Source organism: Phocaeicola coprophilus DSM 18228 = JCM 13818 (assembly GCF_000157915.1).
GTDB classification, from domain to species: Bacteria; Bacteroidota; Bacteroidia; order Bacteroidales; family Bacteroidaceae; genus Phocaeicola; species Phocaeicola coprophilus.
Genome location: NZ_EQ973635.1, coordinates 222,870 through 241,884 on the forward strand (window position 1 = coordinate 222,870; position 19,015 = coordinate 241,884).

General features: G+C 48.4%; 17 protein-coding genes and 1 tRNA gene. 9 read left to right on the forward strand and 9 right to left on the reverse strand.

The features are described 5' to 3' along the window. Positions 1–353: 353 nt before the first annotated feature. From purT to BACCOPRO_RS05530, 3 genes are all read right to left on the reverse strand, one after another. Positions 354–1,523: a formate-dependent phosphoribosylglycinamide formyltransferase gene (gene purT, locus BACCOPRO_RS05520; protein ID WP_008141711.1), complete on the reverse strand. Its 1,170-nt coding sequence runs from the start codon at positions 1,521–1,523 to the stop codon at positions 354–356. 62 nt (positions 1,524–1,585) lie between these two features. Then, complete coding sequence (locus tag BACCOPRO_RS05525; RefSeq protein WP_008141712.1) at positions 1,586–2,632, reverse strand: PspC domain-containing protein; 1,047 nt, start codon at positions 2,630–2,632, stop codon at positions 1,586–1,588. A gap of 5 nt (positions 2,633–2,637) precedes the next feature. Beyond that, positions 2,638–2,973, reverse strand: a complete 336-nt coding sequence (locus tag BACCOPRO_RS05530; protein ID WP_008141713.1) for a PadR family transcriptional regulator — start codon at positions 2,971–2,973, stop codon at positions 2,638–2,640. Positions 2,974–3,130: 157 nt separating this feature from the next. Here BACCOPRO_RS05530 and BACCOPRO_RS05535 point away from each other — a divergent pair, with 157 nt between their 5' ends. Beyond that, positions 3,131–3,649, forward strand: coding sequence for a GNAT family N-acetyltransferase (locus BACCOPRO_RS05535; protein WP_008141714.1), 519 nt, complete (start codon positions 3,131–3,133; stop codon positions 3,647–3,649). Positions 3,650–3,746: 97 nt separating this feature from the next. Here BACCOPRO_RS05535 and BACCOPRO_RS05540 read toward each other — a convergent pair whose 3' ends face one another. Next, the gene (locus tag BACCOPRO_RS05540; RefSeq protein ID WP_008141715.1) at positions 3,747–4,991 is read right to left on the reverse strand and encodes a PNGase F N-terminal domain-containing protein; all 1,245 of its coding nucleotides are present in this window, start codon (positions 4,989–4,991) and stop codon (positions 3,747–3,749) included. Positions 4,992–5,188: 197 nt separating this feature from the next. Next, complete coding sequence (locus tag BACCOPRO_RS05545) at positions 5,189–6,709, reverse strand: DUF4301 family protein (RefSeq protein ID WP_008141717.1); 1,521 nt, start codon at positions 6,707–6,709, stop codon at positions 5,189–5,191. A 134-nt stretch (positions 6,710–6,843) separates the two neighbouring features. On the opposite strand from BACCOPRO_RS05545, the gene BACCOPRO_RS05550 reads away from it, so the two are divergent. Beyond that, on the forward strand, positions 6,844–9,060 hold the full coding sequence (locus BACCOPRO_RS05550) for a RelA/SpoT family protein (RefSeq protein WP_008141719.1): 2,217 nt from the start codon (positions 6,844–6,846) through the stop codon (positions 9,058–9,060). Positions 9,061–9,146: 86 nt separating this feature from the next. Continuing rightward, positions 9,147–9,542 carry a DUF1573 domain-containing protein gene (locus BACCOPRO_RS05555; protein WP_008141720.1) on the forward strand — a complete coding sequence of 132 codons (396 nt, stop codon included), beginning with the start codon at positions 9,147–9,149 and terminating at the stop codon, positions 9,540–9,542. A 418-nt stretch (positions 9,543–9,960) separates the two neighbouring features. Here the strand turns inward: BACCOPRO_RS05555 and BACCOPRO_RS05565 are convergent, their stop codons facing one another. From BACCOPRO_RS05565 to BACCOPRO_RS05580, 4 genes are all read right to left on the reverse strand, one after another. Next, positions 9,961–10,509, reverse strand: a complete 549-nt coding sequence (locus BACCOPRO_RS05565) for a 30S ribosomal protein S16 (RefSeq protein WP_008141724.1) — start codon at positions 10,507–10,509, stop codon at positions 9,961–9,963. A gap of 106 nt (positions 10,510–10,615) precedes the next feature. Next, complete coding sequence (locus BACCOPRO_RS05570) at positions 10,616–11,467, reverse strand: alpha/beta hydrolase (RefSeq protein ID WP_008141726.1); 852 nt, start codon at positions 11,465–11,467, stop codon at positions 10,616–10,618. Between the two features lie 21 nt (positions 11,468–11,488). Beyond that, a complete protein-coding gene (locus tag BACCOPRO_RS05575) occupies positions 11,489–13,477 on the reverse strand; it encodes an OPT family oligopeptide transporter (RefSeq protein WP_008141727.1) in 1,989 nt (662 codons plus the stop codon). 269 nt (positions 13,478–13,746) lie between these two features. After that, positions 13,747–13,820, reverse strand: a tRNA-Asp gene (locus BACCOPRO_RS05580). Positions 13,821–14,071: 251 nt separating this feature from the next. Here BACCOPRO_RS05580 and hisH point away from each other — a divergent pair. From hisH to BACCOPRO_RS05610, 6 genes are all read left to right on the forward strand, one after another. Continuing rightward, the gene (gene hisH, locus BACCOPRO_RS05585) at positions 14,072–14,662 is read left to right on the forward strand and encodes an imidazole glycerol phosphate synthase subunit HisH (RefSeq protein WP_008141731.1); all 591 of its coding nucleotides are present in this window, start codon (positions 14,072–14,074) and stop codon (positions 14,660–14,662) included. 50 nt (positions 14,663–14,712) lie between these two features. After that, the gene (hisA, locus tag BACCOPRO_RS05590) at positions 14,713–15,432 is read left to right on the forward strand and encodes a 1-(5-phosphoribosyl)-5-[(5-phosphoribosylamino)methylideneamino]imidazole-4-carboxamide isomerase (RefSeq protein WP_008141732.1); all 720 of its coding nucleotides are present in this window, start codon (positions 14,713–14,715) and stop codon (positions 15,430–15,432) included. Between the two features lie 22 nt (positions 15,433–15,454). Beyond that, positions 15,455–16,210, forward strand: coding sequence for an imidazole glycerol phosphate synthase subunit HisF (gene hisF / locus BACCOPRO_RS05595; RefSeq protein ID WP_008141733.1), 756 nt, complete (start codon positions 15,455–15,457; stop codon positions 16,208–16,210). A 29-nt stretch (positions 16,211–16,239) separates the two neighbouring features. Then, positions 16,240–16,854, forward strand: coding sequence for a bifunctional phosphoribosyl-AMP cyclohydrolase/phosphoribosyl-ATP diphosphatase HisIE (gene hisIE, locus BACCOPRO_RS05600; RefSeq protein ID WP_008141735.1), 615 nt, complete (start codon positions 16,240–16,242; stop codon positions 16,852–16,854). Positions 16,855–16,858: 4 nt separating this feature from the next. After that, positions 16,859–17,539 carry a cell division ATP-binding protein FtsE gene (locus BACCOPRO_RS05605; protein WP_022277393.1) on the forward strand — a complete coding sequence of 227 codons (681 nt, stop codon included), beginning with the start codon at positions 16,859–16,861 and terminating at the stop codon, positions 17,537–17,539. 124 nt (positions 17,540–17,663) lie between these two features. Continuing rightward, positions 17,664–18,983, forward strand: coding sequence for an aspartate kinase (locus BACCOPRO_RS05610; RefSeq protein WP_008141737.1), 1,320 nt, complete (start codon positions 17,664–17,666; stop codon positions 18,981–18,983). The last annotated feature ends 32 nt before the right edge of the window (positions 18,984–19,015 follow it).

The following is a 19,015-nucleotide window of genomic DNA, read 5'->3' on the forward strand; positions in this document are numbered from 1 at the left end:
CATAATTAAAAAAACTCCATAAAGGACAAAACTTTCAATTTCCGGTCTAAACTTAAGTTGTCCGGCTTTTGCAAAGTTTGCCGGAAAATTATTCATAACAAAAGTACTCAAAAAAACATCCACTGATTTCCTGAAAAAAGTCTGAGCTGACGTTCATTTCTAATTATCAATTTATTAAAGGACTTTTTCTCAGAAAAAAATCAGATTTCTCAGAATAGTAAAGTACATATTTCCCGATCAGCAGGAAGAAAATATAATAAAAAAAGGTATCTGAACGAAAAGATCATTCGCTCAGATACCCGCTTTCATTCAACCATACGGACTCTTAATCCGCGGAAAGATATTTACCTGTATTAATAAACTTCCACCTTTGCAGCCAAAGCTTTACATTTGTCACGCAATGCATCCAGATCACCATCATTCTTATCGTAGCAAACGACAACTCCCATTCGGCGGTTCAGTTTAGTATATGGCTTACCGAAGATGCGGAGATAAGTGTTCGGCTGAGAGCAAACCAGCTCTTCACCTTTGTAACGTGGAGTCTCCTGACTGGCTATTGGTGACAGAATGACAGCGCTTGCCCCGATGTGTTCCTGAGTAATTCCCGGAATAGGCAGACCCAGTACAGCATACAAATGAAGTTCAAATTCATTCAGGTTCTGCGTATTGGCCAAAGTAACCATACCCGTATCATGCGGACGAGGAGACAATTCTGAGAAATAAACTCCGTTCTCATGGCTCAGGAAGAACTCTACTCCCCACAAGCCATATCCGGTCAAGGCTTCAGTTACCTTTGCTGCCATATGCTGAGCTTCGGCCAGATGTTCCGGAGCTATATGAGCCGGCTGGAAACTTTCGCGATAATCTCCGCCTTTCTGCACATGGCCAATCGGAGGACAGAACAAAGTCGGTCCGTTCTTCTGAGTCACCGTAAGCAAGGTGATCTCACTGTCGAATTTCACAAATTCTTCAACAATCAGTTCCTTGATATCTCCCCGGCTTCCCATACATCCGTATTCCCAGGAGTAGCTCAGATCTTCAGGTCCTTTGGCAATGGACTGTCCCTTACCGGAAGACGACATCAAAGGCTTGATCACACAAGGATAACCTATCTTTTCAGCGGCCTCTTTCAGTTCCTCAAAAGAAGTTGCATAAAAATACTTTGCAGTCTTCAATCCCAGTTCTTTGGCTGCCAGATCACGAATAGCCTTACGGTTCATTGTATAGTTAACGGCCCGTGCACTCGGTACAACCTGAATGTCTTCCTTCTCCAAATGATAAAGACGTTCGGTACGGATGGCTTCAATCTCAGGCACAATAATGTCCGGATGGTACTTTGCGACCACCTTGTCAAGGGCATCACCGTCCAACATACTAAACACTTCACAAGCGTCGGCTACCTGCATCGCGGGAGCTCCCGCATACGAGTCACACGCAATGACATACTGTCCAAGTCGCTGTGCTGCGATTACAAACTCTTTTCCTAACTCGCCGGAACCCAGCAAAAGTATTTTCTTAGTCATATCTTTTGTATTTTATCGTCTGTACGGCAAAGATAATCATTTTTAAATAGAAATCCCCGGTTTTACAGCAGGAAGTGATAAGGATAATTCAAATAAGGAGCCTGTATGAACAGAATTATACCTGCGCCCAATGCCACAAACCATAAGATCACCCACACTACCTTGGCCGTCGTACTCATCGGTCCCCATATTTTCAGGCCCTGGAAAATGAGCTGCAACAGTCCAATGAACGGAATACATACCACCAGCAACAGACAAACAGCCAGCCCGACAGCCATTCCGGAAGATGAAGCCACCAGTTCCCAGTTGATATAGGGAAAAGCGTTATAGACAAAGGCCGGAACACTGATCAGAATACCTGTAGCAGCCATAATCAAGGCAAATACGGTTACAATTCCTGCAAACAGAACCGGAGCGAGACAGATGGCAATCAGGATCAATACCAGTCTCATCAAAAGGCCGACCATCTGCACGATTCCACTCCCGATCCGGTGAAGTATGGAACGGGGCTTGTCGGATCTCACATAATCGTTCACACGCTCAAAACTGTCTGTCACCGTACGTCCGATGTTTTCCATGCTGATGGTACGCCCGTGCATCTGCAACTTTTCAGTAGCCGTATGGGCCACCGGAATCACAATCCAGGCAATCAGGTAGACCAATATCAGTCCATGAACCGGAATGGCTAGAAGAATAAGAGCAATACGTACCCACATGGGATCCCAGTTGAAATAGGCAGCCAGTCCGGAAGCCACACCTCCCAGAACCCGGTCGTCCGGATCACGGAACAGACGGCGAGGTCTTTCTTCACGTCTGGTTCCGGCAGAAGATTCCGATTCCGGAGTTTCCTCATCCAGCTGTTCAGGCTTTCCCATACGTTCAATCACGGCTTCAACATTCTCCACCGTAATGACCTGTTGGCCGTTCCGGAGATATTCATCAAAGAGTTCTCCGATACGGTTCTCGATATCACGCACTATTTCTTCAGCTCCTTCTTCCCTGCGGAAATAATAACGGAGATTATTCAGATAATTATCCAGCAATACATAGGCATCCTCATCAATGTGATAGACGGTTCCTCCCAAATTTACAGTCAGTGTCTTTTTCATAATCGTTACATTAAAAGTTTTTGTCTTAAGTGATTTACTGTGTCCGAGAGTTCATCCCAGGCTGCTTCCAGATCCAGCAGGAATTCCTCTCCTTGCGTTGTCAGCCGGTAGTATTTGCGAGGCGGTCCTTGCGTGGATTCCACCCACTCATACGACAGCAGATTGTCATTCTTCAATCGGGTCAGTAACGGATAAAGTGTACCTTCCACCACTATCAGTTTGGCTTCCTTCAGCTTCTGCATAATGTCAGAAGCGTAGGAGGCTTCCCGATGCAGCAACAACAGAATGCAGTATTCCAGCATCCCTTTGCGCATTTGCGATTTTACATTGTCTACATTCATCGTGTTTATCTTTTATTGGTATAGCACAAATATATGCATTATTTAAATACTATGCAATACATAGTACTATGTTTTATTGTTTTTAACGGGGAATTTCCTTAAAAAAACGAGATAAGATGTATATTCGCAGGTGAATCACCAATGAAAGGAGGACCTGATGATTACTACCAGAAAAGCAACAACAGCTGATATTTCCCTGATCAATGAACTGGCAACGGAAGCATTTCCCTATACCTACCGCGAGATACTGACTCCCGAACAGATCGATTACATGATGGACTGGATGTATTCTCCCGAAAGCCTGAGACGGCAAATGGAAGAAGAAGGCCATCACTATTACCTTATATATAAGGACGGACAGGCAGCCGGCTACGTCTCTATCCAGCAGGAAGGCGACGACCTGTTTCACCTGCAAAAGATTTATGTACTCCCCGCTTTCTGGAAGGACGGACTGGGACGAAGACTTTTTGAAGTGGCCGTTAATGCCATCCGGGATCTTCACCCCACCCCTTGCCGCATGGAACTGAATGTCAACCGCCATAATCCTGCCAGAGGATTCTATGAGCACATGGGCATGCAGAAAGTGCATGAAGGAGATTTCCCGATCGGAAACGGATTCTACATGAACGATTACATCATGGGAATGGATATCCTGCCGCTTCCGCAGAAAGACTGAATACCCTCAGGATTTCCCGGAAAAGACAGATGGCTGCAGGCAGCTTCAACAAGCTTTCCTGCAGCCATCTGTCTTTTTCCGAACTGATACGGTCCGCTTATTCTTCCCAAACCAGATAAGCAGAAACCAGCCAGTGGTTCAGTTCATTTCCTTTCACCGGCTGGGCTTCCGGAATGCTGACCGTAAAGGTATGTGTACCGGCTTTCAGATCGCCGAGCGCTGCTGTTTCGGGAACAACGTCACTGCCCGGGCACCAGTTGGAGCGGGACAAATCAGATGAACCCAGCGGCTCTTCCACTTCCTTCATGGCATATCCTTCCCCATCAATATAAGAAGCCAGACGCTTCACCAGCCAAACTCCCGTACCGGGATTGAAACGGCGGAATGAAGCACAGTCGTCACGCCAGGGAATGAAATTCAGTGCTTCCTTACCATCCACGGAAACAATGTTCTGTTTCTGCACGAACTCGTCGCCGCCGCTATGGCCTCCATGTCCGGTTACGATGTATTTCAGTTCCACATTACGCGCATCACGCGGCAAAGTGAAGTCCGTTGTCACCGCACGGCGGGCAAAAATGTCGGGATACGTCTGTCCGATGTAATACACGGTGTTCATCAGCGGAGTGATATGACGCTTCAGCATCACGTCATTGGCCAGCTTGCTTTCCTTGATATCCAGTTCCATACTGACCACATATCCTTCCGGAGTCCAGGTATCAATGAATACACCCACATAGGCTTCTCCTTCGAGCAAAGGATAAAGCTGCGTAATGTCCTGCTGCCAGGTAACGGATTTTTCCCAGTGAGGGATATAGACCGGACGGCGGGTTGCCGACAAAGAATCGTCGGGCGCACTGAAGTGTCCCACCCCGAAAGGCGTCATAAAACGCATCAGTTCCACCGTAGGAAGATAATCCTTGCCCGGAACAATACCGATCATATTCTCATATTTGGTGCTGTCCACTTCCGGAAACTTCTGCTTTCCTTCAGCAATGTTCAGCAGGTTGATGACTGATTCCTTCGGCAACACAAAGACAGAACCCGACTTGTCCCAGCGGTCTCCGTTGGAAGCCAGTTCTACCTTTATATCCACATCAATGTTACGCTGGTACTTGGGAAGCGTTATTTTCTTCAACAGAATACGTCCGTTCACCAGACGCATCACTCCGTTGCTGTCCGGAGCCGTATAATTGGCAATCGAATCGGGACAGAAGCGCACCCGCTCCTGCTGAAACACCGTCAGGTTACAGTCGCCTTGTGCAGGATATTCCTTCGGCCCGCACGCCGCAAAAGAAAGGGCTGCCACACCGGCCGCCACATAAGGAAGAACTTTTTTCCACATAAATTTACTTTCTGATCTATTAATTTATTAAAGAGTGCCCGGAACCCGCCGGACATCGGTTGTCCATTCTTTTTTCAGCATGAAAAAGACCGGGACCAGTCTGCCGCACACGGAATGAACCTTCCGCCTGTACACGGACAGACTGACTCCGGACTTTAACGAACCTCAGGAAGCCATTCGCCTCCCCGAAGTCAAAATTACTGATGCTGTTCTCTCAGCAGGTCGTTCACCGTCTTCACCGGATTGAACGTGCTCAGAGGAACTTCTACAAATACCGTATTCCAGTCGCTCATCGAACCGTTCCACAAGCCCGGAAGTTCCAGTGCCTTCAGTTCCTTGCCGCCCTTTGACTTGTAGGAAATGAAGCCTGTTGCCTTGTCCACATAGTTCAGCAAATTGAACTTATTGCCCTTGTAGTCGCGTACAGCGCAGACCAGATCCACCGGATTGAAGTGAGTTCCCTGTTCGAACATGGCTTTCTTTTCAGGATCTTTCATATCAATCTGTGAACTTTCCAGAATCTGCAAGGAAACAGTTCCATCCGGATTATAAGCCAGGAACGGGCCACCTCCCGGTTCGCCTACGTTCTTCACCATACCACAGACACGCATCGGACGGTTCAGCTTCTTGCGCAGGTAAATCACCAGGTCCGCATCCTCCAGCTGCTTGAGATCGGCACGGCGGCAGCGCAAGTCACGCTGCACGAAACGGATAATCTCTTCCAGCTGATCATGGCTGTAATGTCCGCCATCCAGCAAGCGCAGGTAATCGAAAGCCTTCGCCTGCAAAGTTACCAGCACGCCGGCCAGCAATTTCTTGTAAGTAACGGTATCACCTTTCAGACGGTCGGGCACCACATTATCAATGTTCTTGATGAATACCACATCAGCATCCAGGTCGTTCAGGTTCTCAATCAGCGCACCGTGACCACCCGGACGGAAGAGCAGTTTGCCCTTGTCGCGGAACGGCTTGTTCTCCATGTCCGCAGCCACTGTATCCGTACTCGGCTTCTGTTCAGAGAAACTTACATGATAACGAATGCCATACTTAGCCTCATATTCCGCCACCTTGGCATCCACCAGCTGCTGGAACAGCTGACGGTGTTCCGTTGATACGGTGAAATGAACATTGGCTTCTCCACTCTTTCCGGCTGCATAAAGCGCACCTTCCACCAGATGTTCTTCCAACGGAGTACGCACACCGTCTGCATACCGGTGGAACTTCAGCAAGCCCTTCGGCAGTGCACCATAATTCAGGCCGGCAGCTTCCAGCAGGTTGGAAACGATGGCCTTGTACTGACGTTCTTCAAGCAAAGCATTGATGGTCTTGCCTGTATTGTCCATACAAGCAGCATTCAGGTCGTTGAAGAAGGCGAAACTATGGATGTGGTCAAAGAATTTTTTCTCAAAGTCTGTAGTCGGAACATCATAATCCGCACCCAGAAATTCGAACATATTCTTGAACATACGGCTGGCCGCACCCGAAGCAGGCACAAACTTCACAATTTTTGAAGGGCCCTGCATGTAAGCATCCCATGCTTCCAGATATTTCTTCTGAGCCTCAGAATCCGGGACCATGATCCCATTGTTGTCCACGGATGCAGCTCCGGCCAGCTGCAGGAACGGGAAACCTTTCTCAAAACAAGCCAGCTGTTCGGCTATCTGTTCTTCGGTAATCCCTTTCTGTTTTAATAACTCTTTGTCTTCGCACGTCAACATACGCTAGTATATTTTTAGGTTAAAAATGAATTTCATCATCGAAAGATATCCAAAAGTATAAAAAAATGCCGAAAGTTTATAGCAAAAAGGAAGAAAAAAACTAACTTTACCCTCGAAGATTAAAACAAGACATCATGGAAGAAGCACTTTTTTTTACTCCGGAGGAGCACAGACAACTGATTGCACTCTATAAAAAGATCCTGCAACTATCCGGAGAGACTCTACTAAAAGACGACTGCCACAAGTTGAAGAACCACTTGATTGCTGCCGCTTCCAGCAAAAGCATTCCCCGAAACGTGTTCGGTATGAATTCCATCATCAAGGACATGCAGACAGCCGTCATTGTCAGCGAAGAAATCGGAATGCGACGGGCTTCCATCCTGGGTATTATGCTGCATGAATCCGTGAAATGCGGATTCTGTTCCCTGGAGTCCGTGCAACAGGAATACGGAGAAGACGTGGCCGGAATCATTCGGGGACTGGTAAAGATCAACGAACTCTACACGAAAAGCCCGACCATCGAATCAGAAAACTTCCGCAACCTGCTGCTTTCGTTTGCCGAAGACATGCGGGTTATCCTCATCATGATTGCAGACCGCGTCAACCTGATGCGGCAGATCAAAGACTGCCCCAACGAAGAGGCACGCCTGGAAGTGGCCAATGAAGCGGCTTATCTCTATGCTCCGCTGGCACACAAGCTGGGACTTTACAAGCTGAAATCAGAACTTGAGGACTTATCGCTGAAATATACACAGCACGACATCTATTACCACATCAAGGACAAACTGAATGCCACCAAGGCAGCACGCGACCGGTATATCGACGCTTTCATCGAACCGGTACGCAGAAAGCTGGAAGAGGCCGGGCTGAAATTCCACATCAAAGGACGCACCAAGTCCATCCATTCCATCTATCAGAAGATGAAGAAACAGGGCTGTCCGTTCGAAGGTGTATACGATCTGTTTGCCATCCGCATTATCCTCGACTCCCCTATTGACAAGGAAAAACAGGAATGCTGGCAGGCTTACTCCATCGTGACCGACATGTATCTGCCCAACCCCAAGCGACTCCGTGACTGGCTGTCCGTCCCCAAAAGCAACGGCTATGAATCCCTGCACATCACCGTCATGGGACCGGAAGGAAAATGGGTGGAAGTACAGATCCGTACCGAACGCATGGACGAAATCGCCGAAAAAGGACTTGCAGCCCACTGGAGATATAAAGGTATCAAGGGAGAAACGGGACTGGACGAATGGCTGAACTCCATCCGCGAGACACTGGAGAATGCAGACAGCGACATGGAAGCTATGGATCAGTTCAAACTGGATCTCTACAAAGATGAAGTCTTCGTATTCACTCCCAAAGGCGACCTTTACAAACTGCCGCAGGGAGCCACCATCCTCGACTTTGCCTTTACCATCCACACCAGCATCGGAAGCCGGTGTATCGGAGCACGCGTCAACGGAAAAAACGTTCCTTTGCGGCAAACCCTGAACAGCGGTGATCAGGTGGAGATCATCACTTCGAGCACACAGACTCCGAAAAGAGACTGGCTGAACTTCGTCACGACCTCCAAGGCGCGCACCAAGATCCGCCAGACCCTGAAGGAAATTGCGGCCAAGCAGACCCAGTTTGCCAAGGAAACCCTGGAACGCAAGTTCAAGAACCGCAAGCTGGAATACGATGAAGCCATCCTGATGAGACTCATCCGCAAGCTGGGCTACAAGAATGTCACCGACTTCTATCAGGGCATTGCCGACGAGACCATGGATGTCAATACCATCATCGACAAGTACCTGGAACTCCAGAAACGGGAAAGCGAGCAGCGGGACGAAATCACTTACCGAAGCGCCGAGGCCTACAACCTGCAACAGCCTGTGGAAGGCAAGGATTATTACAAGGACGACGTACTGGTGATCGACCAAAATCTGAAGGGACTTGACTTCACGCTGGCGCGCTGCTGCAACCCCATCTACGGCGACGAGGTATTCGGATTCGTCAGCATCTCGGGAGGAATCAAGATCCACCGCTGCGACTGCCCGAACGCCAAAGACATGAAGTCCAGATTCCCCTACCGCATCGTACGCGCCAAATGGGCAGGAAAGAGCCAGGGCAAGCAATACCCCATCACCCTGCGCATCGTGGGACATGACGATATCGGTATCGTGACGAATATCACTTCCATCATCAATAAGGAGAGTGACATTCTGCTGCGGTCCATCAGCATCGATTCTCACGACGGACTTTTCTCCGGCATGCTGACCGTAATGGTAGACGATACGGGAAAACTGGAAGCACTGATCAAGAAGATCAAAACCGTAAAAGGAGTGAAACAGGTCAACAGAGGATAGTTATTCGTTAATAAACCTAATCAAGACAACCTAAATCGCACAAAAATCAGTACTTTTACAGCGGTTTAACTAAAAAGGACATAGCAATGAAAAAAATTTTTCTCAGCGCACTCCTGATTACACTGAGTGCACTATTCGTTTTTGCTCAGGGAACGGCTCTGATTAAATTTGAAAAGACGAGCCACAACTTCGGATCTTTCTCTGAAAGCAACCCGAAAGTTACCTGTACTTTCAAGTTTACCAATGCCGGTGACGGCCCGCTGGTGATCCACCAGGCCATTGCTTCCTGCGGATGCACCGTACCGCAATATCCGAAAGAACCCATCAAACCGGGAGAAAGCGGTATCATTACAGTAACTTACGACGGTGCAGGCAAGTTCCCCGGACATTTCCGCAAGACCATCACCCTGCGCACGAACAGTAAAGACGAAATCACCCGACTGGTCATTGAAGGAGACATGATGCCATCGGCTGACAAATAATACGGATCATCCCCCGGCCCCGAAAAGCCGGGTTTTTTTATGCCCGTAAAAACGTCGAATTCTTTTCATGAAAAGCCCGAGGGCTTTTCCCCTGAACGCCGAAACGTTTTTAAAAAACTCCGGCGGCTTCTGAAACAATTCCCCAAAGGTCCGGCAACCCCTTCCAGGGCATCCGGAACCAGGGAAAAAATCGTGCGGTCGATGAGCCGGAATCGTGCGGTCGTTGGGGCTGAATTATGCGGTCGTTGGAGCCGGATCGTGCGGTCGATTTTTCCCCTTCCTGCAAACCCTTCAGAACAGGCTCCTGCCCGCCTCCGTCTTCCCGGAGAAAAACCTCGCCGGAAGAGTATAAAAAAAGAGGATGCATCCCTCAGGACACATCCTCCAGTTTCTTTTACTGCAAGTGTGATGCAAGCAATCAAGCTTCAGCAGGAGCTTCAGCAGCTTCTTCAGCAGGAGCTTCTTCTGCGTTTGCAGCAGCCTCAGCTTCAGCTTTGGCAGCAGCTTCAGCAGCTTTCTTTTCAGCTACCTTCTGAGCGATTGTTTCATTTACTTTCTTTTCAGCTTCCAGACGTGCCTTCTCAGCAGCCTTCTTAGCTTCTGCGTCTTTTGCTCTCAAAGCGTCCAGACCAGCCTGTTTGTTTTCTTTCCAGGCATTGAAGCGAGCTTCAGCAGTAGCTTCATCGAATGCACCTTTAGCAACACCACCCAGCAAGTGTTTCTTCATGTAAACACCTTCGCGAGACAAGATAGTGCGTACAGTGTCAGTAGGCTGAGCACCTACCATCACCCAGTGCAATGCACGTTCAAAATTCAAATCTACTGTGGCAGGATTGGTATTCGGGTTGTAAGTACCAATTTTCTCAGTAAATCTACCATCACGTGGTGCTCTTGCATCTGCAATAACAATAGCATAGAACGCATATCCTTTGCGTCCGTTTCTCTGCAATCTGATTTTCGTTGCCATTTTCTTTTAAAATTTCTTTTTTAGTTTTTATTGATTTGAATTATGCCATCAACTCGTAATGGCGCGGCAAAGGTACGAATAATCTTTTATTCCACCAAGCTTTATCTTATAATTTACTGATTTCCCGCAACCATTTTTCCAGTTCGCCGGTCCATTGGCGCTTGTAGGGGAAGCTGTCGTTATATCCCCATCCGTGACCTCCGACAGGATAAACATGCAGACTGCTGGCCGGTACCTGATTGTTCACAAGCGCCTGAAAATAATTCAGACTGTTGGCAACAGGAACAGCCGTATCATCACTGCTGTGCATGATAAAGGCGGGCGGCGTCTGCGGTGTTACCTGAAGTTCATTGGAATATTCCCTGACCTTCTCGGCGGAAGGATTCTGCCCCAGCAGATTGATGCGGGATCCGCGATGGTTTATTTTCGGGTCCATGCTGATAACCGGATAAAAAAGAATCTGGAAATCAGGACGGGTTTCCGCATCAAAATGGGTAGCGGCCGTACTTGCCAGATGTCCGCCTGCCGAAGCGCCCATCACGCCGACTTTCTTCACCTGCCAGTCATCCGCATGACTGCGCATGACACGGATAGCCTGATGTACATCGCTCAGAGGTACCTCATCGTGTCCGTTGGGCATCCGGTAGCGGAGTACTGCATACGTTATGCCCTGACTGTTGAACCAGGCGGCCATGTCTGTTCCCTCGTGGTGCATGGCCAGAATCGAATATCCTCCTCCCGGACAGGCTACGACGGACAGTCCGTTTCCTTTTTCAGCCGGATAGACATACAGGATAGCCTCCCGGGTATTCTTGGGATAATCCGGATCCGTCAGATCTTCCTGCAGGATGCCGTTGTCGTTAGGGGCACCATCAGGCCATAATTTAATCTCAATTGCTTTCTGGGCAAAGAGAGCGGCCGGAAGGAGAAACAAAAGGAAAAGCAATGACTTTTTCATACGGCAAATACTTTTCAGCGTTTATTTTTTCAGTTTCATGCTTGCTTTCACCAGATAAGTGATCAGCAGGATATAAGCCAGCAACGATACGATCTGACTCATCGGATTTGCCAGCCAGCTTTCGTTGATCAGATTGATTTTACAGTAACGCATAATGGCACTTACCACACCCATCAGGGCACCTCCGGCAATGAATCCGGAAGCCAGCAGGGTTCCTTTCTCACCACGTGCACTGTTCACTGCTTCGTCCTTGCTGCGGGTTGTGACATACCAGTTGACAGCACCGCCGACCAGCAACGGAAGGTTCAGTTCAAGAGGAATGAACATTCCCAGCGCAAAGGCCAGTGCAGGCACTCCGCAGAAAGTCAGGATCAGAGCAAGCAAGGCTCCGGCTCCATACAACAGCCAGGGCGCTCCCACTCCATTCATCAGCGGATCAATCACAGCCGCCATGGCATTGGCCTGCGGGGCAGCCAGCTGTCCGCTCGTAAAGCCGTATGATTCATTCAAAACCATAATCACACCGCCTACGGTAGCAGCCGATACCAGAGTTCCGAGGAACTTCCAGGTTTCCTGCTTCTTCGGGGTACTTCCCAGCCAGTAACCGATCTTCAGGTCAGTGATAAAACCTCCGGCCATGGAAAGAGCCGTACATACAACGCCTCCCATTACCAGGGCAGCCACCATTCCTGTCGCTCCGTTCAAGCCAACAGCAACCATGATAACCGATGCCAGAATCAGTGTCATCAGAGTCATTCCCGATACAGGATTGGTTCCCACAATGGCAATCGCATTGGCTGCGACCGTTGTGAACAGGAACGAAATACCTGCTACCAGCAGAATGGCTACCACTGTATGCAACACATTTCCCTGCATTACGTCGAAGTAGAAGAACAGCAGTACCAGCAACAGGGTAAAGATAGATCCGAAAGCGATGATCTTCATTGAAATATCTTTCTGCGTACGTTCAGCCTTCGCTTCAACTTTCTTTCCACCCATTTCGCGGGCAGCAAGACTCACCGCACTCTTGATGATTCCCCAGGAACGGACAATACCAATGATACCGGCCATCGCAATACCACCGATACCGATGCTCTTGGCATATTCGGAGAAAATCTGTTCGGGTGACATGTCTTTTACAGCCACTGCAATCGAAGGATTCCATGCATTCAGCACCTGATCTCCCCAAAGCAGAGAGAAACCGGGAACAATGATCAGCCAGACAGCCAGTGAACCGGCACAGATGATGGCCGCATACTTCAGTCCGACAATGTATCCGAGTCCCAGTACGGCAGCACCCGTATTGATCTTGAAAACCAGTTTCAGCTTCTCAGCCAGGGTTTCTCCCCATCCGCAGACACGGCTCGTGAAGTTTTCATTCCACCAGCCGAAAGTTCCCACGATGAAGTCATACAGACCTCCTACAAGGCCCGCCATCAGCAGCGGTTTGGCCTGATCGCCTCCCTTTTCACCGGAAACAAGCACCTGAGTACTGGCCGTAGCTTCCGGGAAAGGATATTCACCATGTTTCTCACTTACGAAATATTTACGGAATGGAATCAGGAAAAGAATACCCAGCACACCGCCCAGCAGGGAGCTGATGAACATCTGCATAAAGTTGACCGTCATTTCGGGATACTTTTCCTGCAGGATATAAAGAGCAGGAAGCGTAAAGATAGCACCGGCTACAATTACGCCTGAGCAGGCACCGACGGACTGAATCATGACATTCTCTCCCAGTGCGCCTTTGCGCTTGGTGGCACTTGACACACCCACGGCAATAATGGCAATAGGAATGGCGGCTTCAAACACCTGTCCTACTTTCAGGCCCAGAAAGGCCGCTGCTGCCGAGAAAATGACAGCCATCACAATACCCCAGCTTACAGACCAAAGGTTAACTTCCGGATAAGTTTTGTCGGGAGACATCAAAGGTTCATACTTTTCCCCCGGCTTCAGCGGCCGGAATGCGTTTTCAGGCAATCCAACCGGTTTTTCTTGTTCTTCTTTCATGCGCTTCTATAGTTTTTGATTAGTAATTTTCCTTTTATCGCGTCCAAAAGTACGAAAAATTAGGTCAGAAAAGGAATTTTTGACAAACAAAACGCACCAAAGCACACAGATCTTACGGATCCGTCTCCCTATACCTTATTATATATAAGAGCCAAAGCAGAGGCAATCTTTTCAGGAACATGCGGAAGAGGAGATAAAAAAAGAAGCTCACAAATCCTTCATTTGTGAGCTTCTTCGCTTTCAGATTCTCAGTTTTCACTGAACCTCAGCGGTGCGTACGGGACTCGAACCCGTGACCCCATGCGTGACAGGCATGTATTCTAACCAACTGAACTAACGCACCAGTATTTTTACTTTATTGCTTTCTCTCTCGATTGCGGATGCAAAGATACAACAAATTCTTTATTCTGCAATACTTCTTGCTCTTTTTTCTAAAAAAAATGCATTGACTCTCCGGGTATCCGGAAGCGTCATCCAAACAAACAGCCTGCAAAAAGGCCTGTACCATCAACTTTTTGTCATTATTCTTAGGAGATAAACAATAATTAGTTATTTTTGCGGAAAAGTGTCTATCAAACACCAAATTTCAGATTCATGAAAACAGCTATTATCAAATACAACGCCGGAAACATCTTTTCCGTCAGCCATGCCCTCAAAAGGCTTGGGGTGGAAGCTATCCTTACAGACAACCCCGAGGAACTGCTGAGTGCCGATAAAATTATCTTCCCCGGTGTGGGAGAAGCCGGAACAACCATGAAGCACTTGCAGGAACACGGGCTGGACCGCCTCATCAGGGATCTGAAACAGCCCGTACTGGGAATCTGCCTGGGCATGCAACTGATGTGCCGGCATTCGGAGGAAGGGGATGTGGACTGCCTCGGCATCTTTGACACCGACGTGAAACGTTTTCTTCCCCAACGGCAGGAAGACAAAGTGCCCCACACCGGATGGGATACCATCTCCAGCCTGCAGGATCCGCTTTTCAAAGGACTTTCGCCGGAGGAATACGTTTATTTCGTACATAGTTTCTATGTACCGGTCAATCCATTTACTGCTGCCGTGACCGACTATATCCTGCCTTTCAGCGCAGCTTTGCATAAGGACAATTATTATGCAACCCAGTTTCATCCGGAAAAAAGCGGAAGAATCGGGGAACGGATCCTGACCAACTTCCTGGAACTGTAAGATCCGGACTGTTATTTATCCTAATATCAACGAATACAGATTTTCATACCATGATAGAAATCATACCTGCCATTGACATTATCGGCGGAAAATGTGTCCGCCTGTCACAAGGTGATTATGCATCCAAACAAGAATATAACCAGGATCCCGTAGAAATGGCATTGCAGCTGGAAGCTTACGGAATCCAGCGGTTGCACGTTGTCGACCTGGACGGAGCAGCCTCACAGCACGTAGTCAATTACCGCGTTCTCGAACGCATTGCCGGACGAACTTCCCTGAAAATCGATTTCGGCGGAGGCATCAAGACTGACGAAGATCTCGTCATAGCCTTTGACAACGGCGCACAGATGGTAACACTGGGAAGCGTTGCGGTCAAACACCCGGAACGTTTCGACAAATGGCTTGCCCAGTACGGCCCCGAGAAGATTATTCTGGGAGCCGATGTCAAAAACGGAAAGATAGCCGTCAACGGATGGAAAGAAGAGAGCAATGACCAGCTGGAACCTTTCATTGATGCATATATAAAGAAAGGTGTAACCCAGGTTCTCTGCACAGACATCAGCCGTGACGGAATGATGCAGGGCCCCGCAACGGACTTGTATCACGACATCATCAGCCAGCACCCCACCCTTCACCTCATCGCGAGCGGAGGTGTAAGCTGTATAGATGACATCCGTCGTCTGGAAGAAAAGCAGATTCCAGCCGTCGTTTTCGGCAAAGCCCTTTACGAAGGACGGATTACCCTGAAGCAACTGGCAGATTTTCTCTAACCTCTAAAAAAAACGGAAAACTATGCTTGCCAAACGAATCATACCTTGTCTGGACATCAAGGACGGACAAACCGTAAAAGGAACCAACTTCGTCAACCTGAGACAGGCCGGTGACCCGGTGGAGCTGGGCAAGGCTTACAGCGAACAGGGAGCAGACGAACTGGTTTACCTCGACATCACAGCGAGCCATGAAGGACGGAAAACATTCACCGAACTGGTGAAACGGATTGCTGCGGAAATCAATATTCCCTTCACCGTGGGTGGCGGCATCCACGAACTGGCAGATGTAGACCGCCTGCTCAATGCCGGTGCGGATAAGATCTCCATCAACTCGGCTGCTCTGAAGAATCCCGCACTGATTGACGATATCGCCAGACACTTCGGCTCTCAGGTATGCGTCGTGGCCATCGATGCCCGGCAGACTCCCGCCGGATGGAAATGTTACCTGAACGGGGGACGGCTCGAAACCGACCGCTATCTCTACGAATGGGCCCAGGAAGCCAACCAGCGCGGAGCCGGCGAGATCCTGTTCACAAGCATGGATCATGACGGAGTGAAAACAGGCTATGCCAATGAAGCGCTTGCCCATCTGGCACAGACGCTTTCCATCCCGGTAATCGCTTCCGGAGGAGCTGGAGCCAAAGAACATTTCCGCGATGCATTCCTGCTGGGAAAAGCAGACGCAGCCCTGGCTGCAAGTGTATTCCATTTCGGTGAAATTCCGATCCCTTCCCTCAAGGAATATCTCCGGGAGGAAGGCATCAATGTCAGATTATAATATTTTAAAGAAACTATATACCACGCATTATGGAACTGAATTTTGACAAAATGAACGGGCTGGTTCCTGCCATCATCCAGGACAACAGCACCCGTACCGTACTCATGCTGGGATTCATGAATCAGGAAGCCTATCAGAAAACAATAGAAACAGGGAAAGTCACTTTCTTCAGCCGGACACGCAACCAGCTGTGGACCAAGGGAGAAACCAGCGGACACTATCTGGATGTAGTCAGCATCAGTGCCGACTGTGATCAGGATACGCTGCTCATCAAGGTCAATCCTCACGGCCCTGTCTGCCACACAGGAGCTGATACCTGCTGGAACGAAAAGAATGAAGCGGAAGACATCATGTTCCTCAAGGAACTGCAGGACTTCATCGACAAACGGCACGAAGAAATGCCCGAGAAATCATATACCACCAGCCTTTTCCGCTCCGGCGTAAACAAAATGGCCCAGAAAGTGGGAGAAGAAGCTGTGGAAACCGTCATCGAAGCATGCAACGGCACTGACGAACGACTGATTTATGAAGGAGCAGACCTGATTTATCACCTGATTGTACTCCTTACTTCCAAAGGGTACCGCATCGAAGATCTGGCACGCGAACTCCGTGAACGTCATAGTGAAAACTGGAAAAAACACTAAGCAGATGGAGGAACAGCCACTCATCGTCTACCGCAACGTAGACATCAACCAGCAGGAACTCGGCATTCTGAACGATGTCAATTTTGAACTTCGCCGCGGAGAGTTCGTCTACATCATCGGAAAAGTAGGAAGTGGGAAATCTACTTTCCTGAAAACCATTTATGGAGAGTTGCCCGCCTGTAACGGAGAACCCCAGGTACTGGAATACAACATGCGTGAGATCCGGCCAGGTCAGATCCCTGCACTCCGCCGCCGGCTGGGAATTGTGTTCCAGGACTTCCAGCTTCTGACCGACCGCACCGTGGAAGAGAACCTGAAGTTCGTTCTCCGGGCAACCGGCTGGAAAGACCGGACCGCCATCCAGAACCGCATCCATGAAGTTCTGACACAAGTGGGAATGGAGAACAAAGGATATAAGATGCCCAATGAATTATCCGGAGGCGAACAGCAGCGTATCGTCATTGCAAGAGCCATTCTGAACAAGCCGGAAATCATTCTTGCAGACGAACCGACAGGCAACCTTGACGTAGAAACCGGACGCCACATCGTGGAACTTCTGCGCGACATCTGCCGGCAGGGTTCGGCCATCATCATGACGACTCATAATCTGAATCTGCTGACTGAATACCCCGGAACAGTCTACTGTTGCAAGGATCATCGCCTGCAAAAAGACACGAATTTATAAAAAAGACCTAACGGGCAATCACTTTTTCCCGATAAACTCAAAAAGTCTGTTTTTTATTACTACATTTGCACGAGAAATAATAAAAAGAACGATTAACCAACAAAATTAAAATTCGGAAGGTAAAATGAAGGTTTTAAAGTTTGGAGGAACATCCGTAGGCTCTGCACAGAGAATGAAGGATGTAGCCAAATTGATTACTGACGGCGAACAAAAGATCGTAGTATTGTCAGCTATGTCAGGAACAACCAATACACTGGTTGAGATTTCGGATTATCTGTACAAGAAAAATCCTGAAGGTGCTAACGAAGTCATCAATAAGCTGGAGGCTAAATATAAACAGCATATTGAGGAGCTTTATTCCACTGAAGAGTATAAACAGAAAACTCTGGAATTCGTCAAATCCGTATTCGACTACATCCGCTCATACACCAAAGACATCTTCACCTTGTTTGAAGAAAAGGTCATCCTGGCACAGGGAGAAATTATCTCTACCAATATGGTGACTAATTATCTGTGTGAACAGGGCGTGAAAGCAACCTTAATTCCGGCTCTGGAATTTATGCGTACGGACAAGAACAGTGAACCTGACCTCACATATATCCGTGAGAAACTGGCCATCCAACTGGAAGCAAATCCGGACTATGAAATCTATATCACTCAAGGATTCATTTGCCGTAATGCATACGGAGAAATCGACAACCTCCAGCGTGGTGGCAGTGACTACACTGCATCTCTTATCGGAGCAGCTGTCAACGCCAGCGAAATCCAGATCTGGACAGACATCGACGGTATGCATGACAATGATCCGCGTATCGTGGACAAAACTTCTCCGGTGCGCCAGCTTCACTTTGAAGAAGCTGCCGAATTGGCTTACTTCGGTGCAAAGATCCTGCACCCGACTTGCGTACAGCCTGCCAAATATGCCAACATCCCCGTACGTCTGCTCAACACAATGGAACCGACTGCTCCGGGTACCCTGATTTCAAACGAAACAGAAAAGGGTAAGATCAAAGCTGTTGCTGCCAAAGATAACATCACTGCCATCAAGATCAAGTCAAGCCGTATGTTGCTGGCTCACGGTTTCCTGCGCAAAGTGTTTGAAATCTTCGAAAGCTACCAGACTGCCATTGACATGGTTTGTACTTCAGAAGTAGGTGTATCTATGTCTATCGACAACACCAAGCATCTGAATGAAATCGTAGACGACCTGAAGAAATACGGTACTGTTACTGTTGACCATGACATGTGTATCGTATGTGTTGTAGGTGACCTGGAATGGGAAAATGTCGGTTTCGAAGCTAAAGCTCTTGATGCGATGCGCGACATCCCGGTACGCATGATCTCCTTTGGAGGAAGCAACTACAACATTTCGTTCCTGATCCGCGAAGCTGACAAGAAGAAAGCATTGCAGTCATTGAGCGACGCCTTGTTCAACAACAAGTAAAAAAAGCCCTGTCAGCAACAGGGACAAGATAT